Source organism: Terriglobales bacterium (assembly GCA_035937135.1).
Taxonomy (GTDB): Bacteria; Acidobacteriota; Terriglobia; order Terriglobales; family Acidobacteriaceae; genus DASYVL01.
The window spans coordinates 1-12071 of sequence record DASYVL010000012.1; the positions used below are offsets into that span (position 1 = coordinate 1).

Annotated in this window: 13 protein-coding genes and 1 tRNA gene; 7 read left to right on the top strand and 7 right to left on the bottom strand. The window is 63.1% G+C overall.

Features of this window, described 5'->3' with window-relative positions; translation table 11 throughout:
• Window positions 1-469 (top strand): tyrosine-type recombinase/integrase (locus tag VGQ94_00555; GenBank protein ID HEV2020997.1); only part of this gene is annotated, 469 nt, incomplete at its 5' end.
• 51 nt (window positions 470-520) lie between these two features.
• Window positions 521-603, top strand: a tRNA-Ser gene (locus VGQ94_00560).
• Window positions 604-832: 229 nt separating this feature from the next.
• On the opposite strand, the gene VGQ94_00565 is transcribed toward VGQ94_00560, so the two are convergent.
• On the bottom strand, window positions 833-1129 hold the full coding sequence (locus tag VGQ94_00565) for a hypothetical protein (protein ID HEV2020998.1): 297 nt from the start codon (window positions 1127-1129) through the stop codon (window positions 833-835).
• 724 nt (window positions 1130-1853) lie between these two features.
• Here VGQ94_00565 and VGQ94_00570 point away from each other — a divergent pair.
• Complete coding sequence (locus VGQ94_00570; GenBank protein ID HEV2020999.1) at window positions 1854-2054, top strand: dodecin family protein; 201 nt, start codon at window positions 1854-1856, stop codon at window positions 2052-2054.
• A 387-nt stretch (window positions 2055-2441) separates the two neighbouring features.
• Here VGQ94_00570 and VGQ94_00575 read toward each other — a convergent pair whose 3' ends face one another.
• Window positions 2442-4619: a SpoIIE family protein phosphatase gene (locus tag VGQ94_00575; protein HEV2021000.1), complete on the bottom strand. Its 2178-nt coding sequence runs from the start codon at window positions 4617-4619 to the stop codon at window positions 2442-2444.
• A gap of 54 nt (window positions 4620-4673) precedes the next feature.
• A complete protein-coding gene (locus tag VGQ94_00580; protein ID HEV2021001.1) occupies window positions 4674-4874 on the bottom strand; it encodes an allantoinase in 201 nt (66 codons plus the stop codon).
• Window positions 4875-4929: 55 nt separating this feature from the next.
• Between VGQ94_00580 and VGQ94_00585 the strand changes: the two genes are divergently transcribed.
• The 3 genes from VGQ94_00585 (at window position 4930) to VGQ94_00595 (ending at window position 7637) form a co-directional block, all read left to right on the top strand.
• On the top strand, window positions 4930-5607 hold the full coding sequence (locus tag VGQ94_00585) for a hypothetical protein (GenBank protein ID HEV2021002.1): 678 nt from the start codon (window positions 4930-4932) through the stop codon (window positions 5605-5607).
• A gap of 84 nt (window positions 5608-5691) precedes the next feature.
• Window positions 5692-6627, top strand: a complete 936-nt coding sequence (gene trxB, locus VGQ94_00590; GenBank protein ID HEV2021003.1) for a thioredoxin-disulfide reductase — start codon at window positions 5692-5694, stop codon at window positions 6625-6627.
• A gap of 92 nt (window positions 6628-6719) precedes the next feature.
• A complete protein-coding gene (locus tag VGQ94_00595; GenBank protein ID HEV2021004.1) occupies window positions 6720-7637 on the top strand; it encodes a proline dehydrogenase family protein in 918 nt (305 codons plus the stop codon).
• A gap of 103 nt (window positions 7638-7740) precedes the next feature.
• Here the strand turns inward: VGQ94_00595 and VGQ94_00600 are convergent, their stop codons facing one another.
• Genes VGQ94_00600 through VGQ94_00610 form a run of 3 tightly spaced genes read right to left on the bottom strand, consistent with a single transcriptional unit; the run spans window position 7741 to window position 9533 of the window.
• Window positions 7741-8400 carry a DUF3106 domain-containing protein gene (locus tag VGQ94_00600; GenBank protein ID HEV2021005.1) on the bottom strand — a complete coding sequence of 220 codons (660 nt, stop codon included), beginning with the start codon at window positions 8398-8400 and terminating at the stop codon, window positions 7741-7743.
• A 9-nt stretch (window positions 8401-8409) separates the two neighbouring features.
• Window positions 8410-8874 carry a hypothetical protein gene (locus VGQ94_00605; GenBank protein HEV2021006.1) on the bottom strand — a complete coding sequence of 155 codons (465 nt, stop codon included), beginning with the start codon at window positions 8872-8874 and terminating at the stop codon, window positions 8410-8412.
• An 11-nt stretch (window positions 8875-8885) separates the two neighbouring features.
• Entirely contained in the window at window positions 8886-9533 is a 648-nt protein-coding gene (locus VGQ94_00610; protein ID HEV2021007.1) for a sigma-70 family RNA polymerase sigma factor, read from the bottom strand.
• Window positions 9534-10508: 975 nt separating this feature from the next.
• Between VGQ94_00610 and VGQ94_00615 the strand changes: the two genes are divergently transcribed.
• Complete coding sequence (locus VGQ94_00615; GenBank protein HEV2021008.1) at window positions 10509-11219, top strand: glycosyltransferase; 711 nt, start codon at window positions 10509-10511, stop codon at window positions 11217-11219.
• Window positions 11220-11480: 261 nt separating this feature from the next.
• Here VGQ94_00615 and VGQ94_00620 read toward each other — a convergent pair.
• The coding region (locus VGQ94_00620; protein ID HEV2021009.1) for a hypothetical protein at window positions 11481-12071 on the bottom strand (591 nt) is incomplete at its 5' end.

Here is a 12071-nt window from a genome sequence, read left to right on the forward strand (position 1 = left end):
CAACCTCCGGCTAGAGGGCAGCCCAGAGGCCCCACAGGGCTTTCTGCACGTGCTGGAGGGCAAGACAGACGCTGCAGCCCGTCACATTCCGCTCACGCCGCGCTCGCGGGAAATGCTGCTCGCTAGGCGGCAATTGGTGAATGGGTCGAAGTACGTTTTCCCCGGTCCTGGCAAGTCTGGGCACCTGGCCACAATTCAGCACGCGCACGAGAAAGGAATCCGCGATGCTGGATTGCAGCCCTTCGAGTTCTACTGCTGGCGTCATACCTTCGGCACCCGCTGTGCCGAGAGCGGCATGGACAAGTTCACGCTCGCTCGCCTTATGGGGCACAGCTCGCCCCGCGTGGCGGAGCGCTACTACATCCACGTGACCGAGCCGCACGTGATGACGGGCTTCGAGCGCTTCCTGAACTACCACGCCAGCAAGCTTGTTGATGCTGTCCCGAAGCAGACGGATCGAGTGCAGTAGGGTCAAAATGTCAGAAAGGGGGCACAGTTTGGGGCACAGTTTTCCAGCAGGAGCGTGTAAGTTACTGACGGCAAAGAGCACGTTAGTAGATTCTCAATCTTCAAACCCGGGTTCGATTCCCGGTAGCGCTACCAAACCTTCTCAATGCTTCCCCTACTTCACGCACGGTGAATTCCTACAAGGGATCTGGCGGCAGGGGACTTGTCATCCTGAGGAGCGCAGCGAAGAAAGGAACTGCGGGTTTCGGCCGAGGAATTCCGTACCTGTGGCGGGAACCTGTAGATCCTTCGCTGCGCTCAGGATGAACCCTTGCGAAACGGTTGCTGTCGAATTGCTGAGCTTGTTCCGTTTGCGAGATCAGTCTTAGTGGCGCTCCTGGTCATTGTCCGGATGTTCGTGGCGCCACTTCCAGTACTCTGACCGTTCTTTAGCCTTCAGCTTTGACCATTCCCGATGGGTCTTGTGACCTTGAGCCTCCCACCAGGTTTGGTAGGTATGGTCTTCGCGGTCGTCCCAGTAATGACAGTCCTTGTGGCCGTTGTCGTAGTACCCCTTTTTACCGTTTTGGTCGGGGCAGTGATTTTTAGCCTGGACGCCCACGGGCACAATCAAGGCCGCACTCAGCAGAAACGAACCCAAATACAGATGCAGACGCTGCATGCATTTCTCCTTAGGCGGGACTCCATTGTCTTGACCCGCAGGTTCCTCTTGTACGACACCCAGCCTTGGCGAGTCTGTGCAATTTGCGACAGTTCAGGGATTCCATGCTCCGGTAGACGCATGGCGGGAATCCAGCAACCTCAAAAGGCGTTCGTGCAGGGGACGCGGCTTTCGGACTCCCGCTCTTTGTGTCGTGACTTGTGTCGTAACCCTGTCGTCCCTGCTGGAGTCGCTGCAGTTCTGGTGGGTGTCGCCATCGCATTTCGTCGCCCAACCGTTCAATTCAGGACAGACTCGCAAGTCTTCGGATGAGATGCTTGCCGAAGAACGCAAGGAGAACCCACAATGACACTTTCTACTATCCTCATGGCCGTTGCTCTTATCTGTTTCGTCCTCGCGGCCTTCGGAGTACGCACCGGAAAGATCAGCATGGTGGCCGTAGGTCTGGCCTTTTGGGTGCTAGCCACCCTGGTCGGAGCGGTACGGATCGGGTGAGCAGGACGTAGACGACCACAATTCATAGTGATCTGATGATCCTGCAACTGCCGGGGCACCCCCGTCGTACTCTCTCGCTCGTAGGTACCGGGTGGCCCACTCCTTATCTCTCAAGCGGAAGAGTGCAGACCCAAAGAATGAGATCGGGGTATCCGTAGGCACGCTCGTTCGAGTGGTCGTGGTAGCGGGCTTCGTTGGTTTACAGCTAAAGAGACGCAAGGAGGATGTCATGGCACAGAAGGTGGTCGAGGTAGTCGGAGTTTCCAAGGAGAGTTTCGCCAAGGCAGCGGAGAACGCGATTGCAGAAGCTGCAAAGACGCTGCACGGGTTGAGGTGGGCGCGTGTCGGTGAGCTGGAAATGGAACTCGACGGCAAGAAGATAACCCAGTACCGAGCCACGACGAGGATCTATTTCAATGTAGAGCGCTAAGAACCGCCGATGACCCCTGCATCGTGTGCATTTCCCAAAGCAGGTGTTCCGGCGGGTCTACCACCAGGGCCCTGTAGAGGTCCAGGGACGCATGGCAGGAGTCCACAGTTCTTGAAGCTGGTGGGTGAGCCGCTCGAATCGACGGGCGGGAAGCGGTCTGGGTTCAGACCGCGGAGGCGGGAACGCTTTCGGTGCCGGAGAGGCGAGCGATCAGGTGCTCTAAGGCAGGCTTGTCCTGGCGGTGGATCTCGGTGAACTGGATAAAAGACGCCTCGGGCGCGGGCACTGGACGACGGCGAACGGACGGCGTTCACCTGAACGGGCTGCTCCTCGGCAACGTTGGATGCGCGCAACCGCTCTCCATTTGTCGGAGTGGGGAGCATTTTTCTATCGTGGCCGCGCCAGCACCAGGGTGACGTCATCGGGCTGCTCGACGGAGCCGATCCAGTCCGAGACCGCCGCCAGCACCACCTCGGCCACGCGTTCCAACGGCCCGTGCCGGTGCTCGCGCACCAGCTCCAGGAGGCGGTGCTCGCCGAACTCGCCGAACTCGTTCTCCGGCTCCGTCACGCCGTCGCTGTAGGCCACGAAAATGTCTCCGGGATTCAGCTCCGTGCTGCCTTCTTCGAAGGCAAGATTGTCGAAGAGCCCGATGGGCATGCCGCCGGCCACCAGGCGCCGCTCGGAACCGTCCTCGCCCACCACCACCGGCGGCAGGTGCCCGGCGTTGGAGTAGGTGATGCGCCGCGAGCGCCCATCAAAGATCCCCAGAAAAAGCGTGGCGTACTTCTCTTCCGGAGTGTTGTGAAAGAGATGGCGGTTCAGCAGCCACAGCACCTCGCTGGGGGAATGGATGCCGTTGCTGGAAAGCGCGGGAACGGGGCGGCCTTCGCCGCGGCGCAACGCCGTCAGCACCGCCAGGCCGGCGGAGGAGATCTGCGCCCGGTCGGGCAGCCCGCCGAACTCGTACACCCGCACCGCCGAGTGCAGCGTAGCCATCACCAGCGCCGCCGAGATGCCTTTGCCGCTGATGTCGCCCACGGCGATGCCCATCTTTTCCGCGCCCAGCGGCAGGAAGTCGTAGTAGTCGCCACTCACCGTCCGCGCCGGCCGGCACACCCCATACAGCTCCAGCGAGTCCAGTTGCAGGTTGGACTTGGGGAAGAGCTGTCCCTGCACCTCCTGGGCGATGGCCAGCTCGCTCTGCAAGCGCTCCTTCTCTTTCTGCTCCACCAGCAGCTTCTGGAGCGACGTGGTCATGGAATTGAACGAAGTCTCCAGCGCCGCCAGTTGGTCGCGCGAGCGCACCTGGATGCGATAACTGAAGTCTCCGCGGTTGATCCGCTCCGTGGCTTCGTAAAGGTTGGCCACCGACCGGGTGATGGTGCGCGTCAGGCCCAGCCCGATGAACAGCGCCAGCAGCTCGATGAAAGCGAAGAGGATGGCGGTCCCCGCCAGTGCAAAGAGATAGACCCCCACCAGGAGGCCGACGGTGGAGGAAAGACGCCGGTAAACCGCCGAGGGGCGCGACTGCACCGCAGCCGGAACCGCCAGTTCGTGCCCGTCTTGCCAGCGCCTGAGGGGGACGGCGCTGTAGACCGTGAAGTCCGGATCAAGGCGGCCCCCCGCTTCCGGCACCCCTCCGCCGGAAACGACCGCAGCAGGGGCCCCGGTGGACGCCTGGGCCGGTGTTCCGCCAGCGGCCTTGCCCGCCGGGTCGGTGACTGCGGGCTCGTCGGTCTCCAACAGCTCCCCTCGCTCGGTGGAGACTCTGAAGTTCGTGGGGTAGAACTGCACTCGCCACAGCCCCGCCGTCAGGCGATTCAGCAGCTCAGAATCGAGGGGGACGGTGGAGATCACAACCAGCCTCTCGCCCTCGACGTCGGCGGAGTTGGCGGCTCGCAGGAAGAGCGAGTGATCCTCCAGCACCAGACCCTTGAAGTCTTCGCTCAGCCACCCCGGCAGCGCTGTGGGCTGCGCCGGCGCGTCTGGCGGCGCCGCCAGCACCCGCGCCTGGCCCCGGTACCAGGCGGTCACCTGGCGCGTGGGAAAGCGTCGAACCTGTCCCCGCATCCTGGGCGCGGCAGATTCGAGGGCGTGTCCGCCGCGCAGCTCCTGCGCCAGCTCCGCGGTGATGCCGGAGTTCACCGCGCCCAAGCCGTTGATCTCGCTGTGCAGATCGGAGATGGCCAAGTAGGAGGCGAACTGCCCTCCCAAGATGTAGGTGGCCAGCAACCCCATCACCACCAGCAGGGCCACGGGGATCACGCCCACAAAGACGTAAGTCACCAGTAGCCGGTTGCGCAGCCGCCACAGCAGGTGCCGCCGGACCCAGCGCAGCAGCAGCAGGCTGCCCGCGATTCCCAGCACCACGCTCAGGAAATTGATCCAGCCGGCGAGCGTCGCGCCCGCGCTGGAGGTGGCGGCGAAAAGATAGAAAATCCTCTGCAGCACGAGGAACAACAGGTCGAGGACGGCGACGTAGAGCGCAAAACGCCCCAGCCGGCTGGTCGGGATCACTCCCGAGAGCCGGCGGCGCAGGTAGCGGTAGGAGAGGGAGGTCATGCGGTCGCCAAGATTAAAGATTATAGGGCCGGGTCAGCGCGGGCGACGTCCCGGTCAGATTTCGGGATAGAGGTCGAAGAACGCCTCCACGCTGGTGCGCAGCTGGGCTTCGATCTCTTCCTTGCCCCCCTCGAGGATGTGCAGCGTGATGCGCGCCTGGCGGCCGCCCTTGAGCTCGACCACGGCCGGCGGGACCTCGGCCAGGTCGTCGGCGGGCAGCAGGCGCATCCCGTACACCAGAACCAGGTTGGCCATGGCGCATTGTAGCAACGCTCTTGGTCGCCGCTGCGGGCGCAGGTAGAATCCCGATGTGCGCGCCTCGTGCAAGCTCGCTTCTGGTCTTTTGATCCTTGTCCCCCTGGTCCTCCCGCTGGCGGCGCAGGAGGCGCAGAAGAAACGCGTCCAGATCAACGTCATCCAGGTTTGCACCCCGGCGGAGGCCGATGTGGCACAGATGCGGGAGGCGTTGGGGCGCATCCCGGGCAAACCGCGCTTCACCGCCGACTTCGAGATTTCGCGCGGACGCTCCTCCGTGGACGCTGGGGTCGCGCGCTGGGTGCGGGTGCGCCGCGAATTCAGCGCCGATTCTCCCTTCACCACCGCCCAGTACACCATGAGCGTGAACATGGACGACGGCGGCATCACTGAGACCCTGGCACTCCGCCTGCGTGAGGCCAAGGACGTGGTGCAGGTGGCAATCGAGTCCAGCGTCACCGCCGGCGACCCTGCGGCCGTGCTCGCCTCCGACACCCCGGCCAACCACATTTCGGTGGAGCGCTATGGCAAGGCCCCCATCGCCGTGAAGCGCTGCCCCCAGGCCGACCAGAAGAGCTCCGAGGCCATCTTCCAGAGCGCTTCGTCCCTGCTGGCCAGTTACCGCGCAGCGCTGGGTGTGCGCTCCTTTGTCCCCGGAGACCTGGCGCGCGTGGGCGTGGCCCAGAAGAAGCAGCCGCAAACCGCTCCCGGGAAATCTCAGAAGCCCAAGTAAAGTCATGCCGAATCGGAATCCGTCGCGCGCCATCTAATCCCTACAAGCTGGAACGTGAGAGACTGAGGTCGGGACCCAAAAGCGATGGAAGATTCAGTGCGCAACACGGTGATTCTGGGCACGGGCTGCTCCGGGCTGACGGCGGCACTCTACGCCGCCCGCGCCAACCTGAAGCCCCTGGTGCTTGAAGGCCACGAGCCCGGCGGCCAGCTCTCGCTCACCACTTTGGTTGAGAACTTTCCCGGCTTTCCCGAGGGCATCCAGGGGCCGGAGCTCATCGAGAACATGCGCAAGCAGGCAGCGCGCTTCGGGGCGGAGTACAAGACGGCGCACCTGGTCAGCGCTGACCTCAGCCAGCGGCCCTTCACTCTGAATTTGGGGAAAGAAAGTTTGAAGACGAGCACGCTCATCATCTCCAGCGGCGCTTCGGCGCGCTGGCTGGGACTGCCCAGCGAGCAGGCGCTCATCGGGCACGGCGTCTCTTCCTGCGCCACCTGCGACGGCTTCTTCTTCTCCGGCAAAGAGATCGCCGTCATCGGCGGCGGCGACTCGGCCATGGAGGAGGCCCTCTTCCTCACCCGCTTTGCCACGAAGGTCACCCTCATCCACCGCCGCGAGCAGTTCCGCGCCTCCAAGATCATGCTCGACCGCGCCCGCAAGCACGAGAAGATCCAGTTCCTCACCGATACGGTCGTGGACGACGTCTTCGACGTCAACAAGAAGGAAGTCACCGGACTGCGCCTGCGCAACCTCAAGACCGGCGCGGCCTGGGATTTCCCTACCAGCGCCATGTTCCTGGGCATCGGGCATGTCCCCAACGCCAAGATGTTCGAGGGCCAGCTCGACATGGACAAGGACGGCTACCTCATCCCCCGCGACTACGTCTTCACCAAAGTGCCGGGCGTCTTTGCCTCGGGCGACGTCAGCGACCGTCGCTACCGCCAGGCCATCACCGCCTCCGGCACCGGCTGCATGGCTGCCATGGAAGTGGAGAAGTTCCTGGAAGAGCAGGGACACTGAGACCTCTGCTCCCGGACTTCCCCGGTCTGTGATAAAAAGTTTCCGTCCATGTCACCCCGGACTCATCCTTCTCTTCCGTTCCCGGCGAGTTCATGCTGAGGGAGCTCTTCATCTGGCTCTCCGAGAGCAAGCGCCTGCGCCGCATCGCCGAGCACTCCTCCATGGGGCGGAAGAACTCCCGCCGTTTCGTCGCCGGCGAGACCCTCGAGGAAGTGCTGGCCGCCACTGCCGCCGTCAACCAGTTGGGCCAGGGCGTCTCCATCGACAACCTGGGCGAAAACGTCACCAACGCCGAGGAAGCGCGAAAGAGCGCCGACCTCTACCACCAGCTCCTGGATGAGATCGCGGCGCGCAAGCTCAACGCCAACGTCAGCCTGAAGCTCACCCACATGGGCCTGGACGTGGACGCGAAGCTCGCCGAGGAGCTGGTCTCCGCCCTGGTCGCCCATGCCAAGCGCACCCAGAACTTCGTGCGCGTGGACATGGAAGGCTCGCCCTACACCCAGCGCACGCTCGACTTCGTCCACAAGCTCCACGCGGAGCCGGACAACCAGGGCATGGTGGGCGCCGTCATCCAGTCGTATCTGCGCCGCAGCCAGCAGGACGTGGAAGCGCTGGTAGCCGCGCGCATCCGCATCCGGCTGTGCAAGGGCGCCTACAAGGAGCCGCCGGAGATCGCCTTCCAGAAGAAGAAGGACGTGGATTCGAACTACGTCACGCTGATGAAGATGCTGCTCAAGAGCCGCGTCTATCACGGCGTCGCCACGCATGACCCCAAGATGATCGAGGCCACTATCGCGTTCGCCCGCGCCGAGAAGATCCCCGCCGACGCCTTCGAGTTCCAGATGCTCTATGGCATCCGCCGCGACTTGCAGCAGCAGTTGGTGCGCGACGGCTGGCGCATGCGCGTCTACATCCCCTTCGGGACGGAGTGGTATCCGTACTTCATGAGACGATTGGCAGAGCGGCCTGCGAACGTGTTCTTCGTGCTGAAGAACCTCTTCCGGTAGCGCCGGCGTCTCGCCGGCAACGAAGCTGTCCAACTCGCTGGGACTGTGGCACAGGCGTCCTCGCCTGTGCGATTTTCGCGGGTAGCGCCGGCGCTACAAAGTTCTACTGCTGGTCCGTGGGGGGCGGCGGGGCAGGCTCGCGATTGGTGGGACCCTCGGGCGGGCGCGGCGGGACGATCTCGGACATCCCCTTCAGCACTTCCATCTCATCGGCGGAGAACATGCTGCGGAACTTTTCCGACCCCAGCACCTGGCTGCGCTGCTGCGCATCCATCTCCCGCAGGCTGCGCAGGGCGCGCTTCACCATCTGCCGGCGCGCTTCGGGGAGGTTGCGGAAGCGAGCGAACAGCGCCCGCGCGCGCTCCTGCTGCTCGGGCGTCAAGTGCTCGAAGGTCTCCATGCGATCGAGCACCCTCTGGCGCTGCTCCGGGGTCATGGCGTTGAACTCGCGCAGACGCTCCTTCAGCCGTGATTGACGCTCCGCAGGCAGCTTCTGGAACTCCGGGTCGTTGGCCAGCGCCTGCTCCTGCTGGTCGGGCGGAAGGTTCTGATACTTGCGCAGCCAGTCGCCGGCGTGGGCCCCGGGGCCGTGGTGGCCGCCGCGCATCCCGAAGCCGTGGTGATGTTCGCCCGGCTCCTTCTGCGGAGGTTCCTGCGGCGTCGCGGGCGGTGGCGCGCTCTGCGCGGCCGGGGCCTCCTGGGCAACGAGGGCGCAGGCCACCAAGCCCACGAACAGCAACACGACAATAATCTTCAGGATCAACTCTGCTCCTTACGGATTCGCCTGCTCCACCGGGATCTCATCCAGCAGGTCAAAGGTGGCGTACAGCTCCTGGTTTTGGTCGAGGGTCTGCAGGTCGGCCACCGCCGTGCCGGTGTGCGCCTTGGGCTGCGGACGCACCGCCACCGGACTCTGCGTCTGCGGCTTGCTCAAATCCAGCACGCCGACGCCCACCACCATCAGCAGGGCCAGGGTCGCGGCCAGCGCGGGCTTACGCAGCCACGCCCACCAGCCCACCGGGGTCGCAGCCTGCTCGCGCAGGCGCGCCCGCAGGCGCGAATCGAAATAGGGAGAGGTCTCGGGTGCGGGCCACTCCTCGAGCAGCGCCGAGGTCTGCTTCAGCGCCGCCAGCTCCTGGGCGCAGGTGGCGCAGGCGCGCGCGTGCTCTTCGAGCTCGGCCGGGGCCGTGCCCTGAAGCGCATCGAGCATCTGATCGCGGAATCGTTCGCAGTTCATACCCACCACCTTCACAAAAACTCTTTCAGACTTTCGCGCAGCGTCTCATAGGCGCGAAACAGCATCGACTTGGTCGCCGACTCGCTCAGCTTCAGCACCTGGGCGATCTGCCGGTAGTCCAGCCCCTGGTACTTGTGCATCACCACCGCCAGTCGCTGCCGCTCCGGCAGCGCCTCCACGTGGCTGCGGATGGCGCGCACCCGCTCCCGCCGCAGCAGATCCTGCTCGGCGGTCAGTTCGCCGTCGGCGACCTCGAAGGCCGCGCCGCCTTCCTTGGGCTCGTCCAGGCTGACCTCGCCGCGCCGGTTACGCGAGTCGCGCGCATGATTCACCGCCAGGTTCACCGCGATGCGGTACATCCAGGTGGTGAACTTGGCGCTGGCCCTGTACGTCTTGCGCGAGCGATAGACGCGCAGGAAAACCTCTTGCGCCAGCTCCTCGGCCACCGCGTGGTTGCGCGCCATGCGGTAGAGGAATCCCACCAGCGGCCGCCGGAACTTTTCCACCAGATGTTCGAAGGCCGAGTCGTCTCCCGCCTTCACCCGCAGCATGATCTCGGCGTCCGTCAGCAGATCGAACCCGGGCGACGAGGGCAGGGCAGTCGTGGAGGCCACGACGTCGCCGTCGCCTCCCGTCAGCATCCCGCGCTGGAGCGCCATGCTGCTCACACTGGAAGAAACCCGCGGCGCATCAGAAAGTTGCGACCCCGGAGCCCCCGGCAAGCCGCTCCCAGCGGGGTCGTTCGTAGGCCGGGATGAGCGGTTCGCAGCCATTTTCAGAGGTGGAGCGCGCACAGCGCTGATAACCACATTCTACGCCGTTCCCTTCGCGCAGCTTCTCCTGCCGCGCTTCCTTCGGCTTCGGACTTTCTGCTAAGATGCGGTTTCCGATTTTTCTGTGGGCGCTTAACTCACACTATGTGAGATAAACCTTGTTGATTCGGCTGCCCTTAGCCCCCGGAATTGAGCAAAGACCCCTGATTCAGGGTAGATTCTTTGCCTAAGTTTTACCCAAGTTCGCATCAACCGAGCAAGTTGCTGGAAGTTGGGAACGGCTTGGCATTCGCAGCCCTCGGTGTGCGCCTGTTTCTGACGGGGGCTTCCGCGCACACCGATCAATGGGCGTAATGGTCGCGCGCCGATTTCTCCTGCACCTTCATGTCCGCCAAGAAGGTCTGGAAACCTGGATCTCTTCGGATGGGATCGAGAAGCGAATTCTTCGAGTACCTAAGGATAACAGGGGAAGCCCGTATCGGCTGCGTTGCGCAGCCAGTGCAGAGCTTCCTTACTGTCACTAAGCTATGCGTATGCGTCGCCAAGGCTATGAGCGACGTGGTGATCCATATATCCCGAACCCAGAACCTCAGCGATTAACGTCTTCGCTCTTGCCCGATCGCCACGAGCGGCCAGGAAGCCTGCGAGTGTCGCGGGCCGGGCTGCGAGAGCGCAATTTCCCCGTGGGTGGTGAGAAGGGCTGTTCTCGCCAGCAAGCGCGATGTTGCCAATGGTGGTGTGAGAGATTTCGGACCATCCGTTAGGGGACGATGCTAGCATCTGGCCCGCTAGCGAATGCGGGTCGAGTCCTCGGTAGCTGCTTGGAGGGGGGTCTGCTTGATCTGCCCAGCGAATCCGGGAATGTCCGTCATAATTCCAGCTTTCAACGAGCAAGCGATGCTGCCGCGTCTGATCGAATCGGTCCATGTCGCCCGCGGCTCGTACTCCGGCGGAGTCGAGATCATTGTCGCTGATAATTGTTCAATTGACGACACCGCCCAAGTCGCGAAATCACACGGCTGCCGTGTGGTTCGGGTAGAAAAGAAGTCCATCGGTGCTGCACGGAATGGAGGGGCGGCGGTGGCGACAGGCGACATTCTCTGTTTTGTGGACGCTGATTCCCGCATTCACCCTCATACATTCAATGCAATAGAAAATGCGATGCAAGACGGCTCCATCATTGCCGGTTCCACGTCGACTATACCCGAGCGGTGGTCAATGGGTATTCGTGCAACCTATGCGTTGATGATGGCAATTGCAGCACTGACGCGGGTAGATACCGGGGTCGTTTTCTGCCGCAGAACCGACTTCCAAGAGATCGGAGGATTCCAAGAATCCAGGCTTTTTGCAGAAGACATCGCTTTCCAAGTGGCGCTAAGGCGCTTGGGAAGGCGGCGGGGACAACATCTCACGCGCCTTACGCAGGTAAAGGCACTCCTGTCCACACGAAAATTCGACGAGTTTGGAGAATGGCATCTTTTTACGATGGGATGGCGGCTTCTCGTCGCAACCGCGATGAAAAGGTACCGCTCTGACTTCACCGACCGGTATTGGTATAAGCCGAAGAGGTGACGAAGTGGGCACGAGGCCCGCAGCTAGCCGGTTGCTCGCGAGAAATCTCCTTCTCGCCAGCTACCAGCAGCGGCCACATGGCCGTATAACGGGCTATGGTTCCATGTGCGGCCACACCCACAGTGGTCGGGTCACTTGGACGGTATGCCGACTAACCATCCAAGTGGAGCACAGTCGGTAAATACAACCGCGTTCATCATTCTCAATGTGGTTAGGTGGTGAGAAGGGCACGCAGCCCGAGTTTGTGTCCGCCGCCAAGGCTCATTTCTTCTTCAGCTCCGCCGTCCAGTTCACTACCAAAGTGAGCGATGCGCCAGCCCCTCCGCCGGTGCCGGTGGTGGCCAGGAAGCGCGAGCCTTCGGGCGCCAGTGAGAACGAGCCGAAGATGCCAGGAGGCGAATTGAGCTTAAACAGAGTCTTGACGGCGCCCACCTCGACGTTCGTTCCGGTCTCGGTGATAGGCGCCACCATCACGGTGTTGTCGGGCCGCAAAAAGAAGAGTTCGCGGCCGTCGCGGCCCCACCGGGGCAAATCTCCGCCTTCGCTCGAAATCTGCCACTTGGGGCCGACGTTGGGAAAGGGAGTGACGTACACCTCGTCGCGCCCGGACTCGTTCGAAACGTACGCCATCCACTGGCCGTCCGGCGAAAGTCGCGCCTGGGTTTCTGCGGCTGGGGTCTTCAGCAGCGGGGCTGCCTTCTTGTCCTGGTCGAAGCGCAGCAGCCAGATGTCCCTCTGCGTTTCCTTCCCGAGCACCTCGAACAGGAGGTGCTTGCCGTTGCTCGACCAGTCATCGGGGGCGCCTAAGGCACCCTCGATGTTCGCCAGCAGCTCCTCTTCGCCGGCTCCGTT

Coding starts and splice junctions, on each gene's coding strand:
- VGQ94_00565 (HEV2020998.1), bottom strand. CDS start 1,129: ATGCAGCGTCTGCATCTGTATTTGGGTTCGTTTCTGCTGAGTGCGGCC.
- VGQ94_00570 (HEV2020999.1), top strand. CDS start 1,854: ATGGCACAGAAGGTGGTCGAGGTAGTCGGAGTTTCCAAGGAGAGTTTC.
- VGQ94_00575 (HEV2021000.1), bottom strand. CDS start 4,619: ATGACCTCCCTCTCCTACCGCTACCTGCGCCGCCGGCTCTCGGGAGTG.
- VGQ94_00580 (HEV2021001.1), bottom strand. CDS start 4,874: ATGGCCAACCTGGTTCTGGTGTACGGGATGCGCCTGCTGCCCGCCGAC.
- trxB (HEV2021003.1), top strand. CDS start 5,692: ATGGAAGATTCAGTGCGCAACACGGTGATTCTGGGCACGGGCTGCTCC.
- VGQ94_00595 (HEV2021004.1), top strand. CDS start 6,720: ATGCTGAGGGAGCTCTTCATCTGGCTCTCCGAGAGCAAGCGCCTGCGC.
- VGQ94_00605 (HEV2021006.1), bottom strand. CDS start 8,874: ATGAACTGCGAACGATTCCGCGATCAGATGCTCGATGCGCTTCAGGGC.
- VGQ94_00610 (HEV2021007.1), bottom strand. CDS start 9,533: ATGGCGCTCCAGCGCGGGATGCTGACGGGAGGCGACGGCGACGTCGTG.
- VGQ94_00615 (HEV2021008.1), top strand. CDS start 10,509: ATGTCCGTCATAATTCCAGCTTTCAACGAGCAAGCGATGCTGCCGCGT.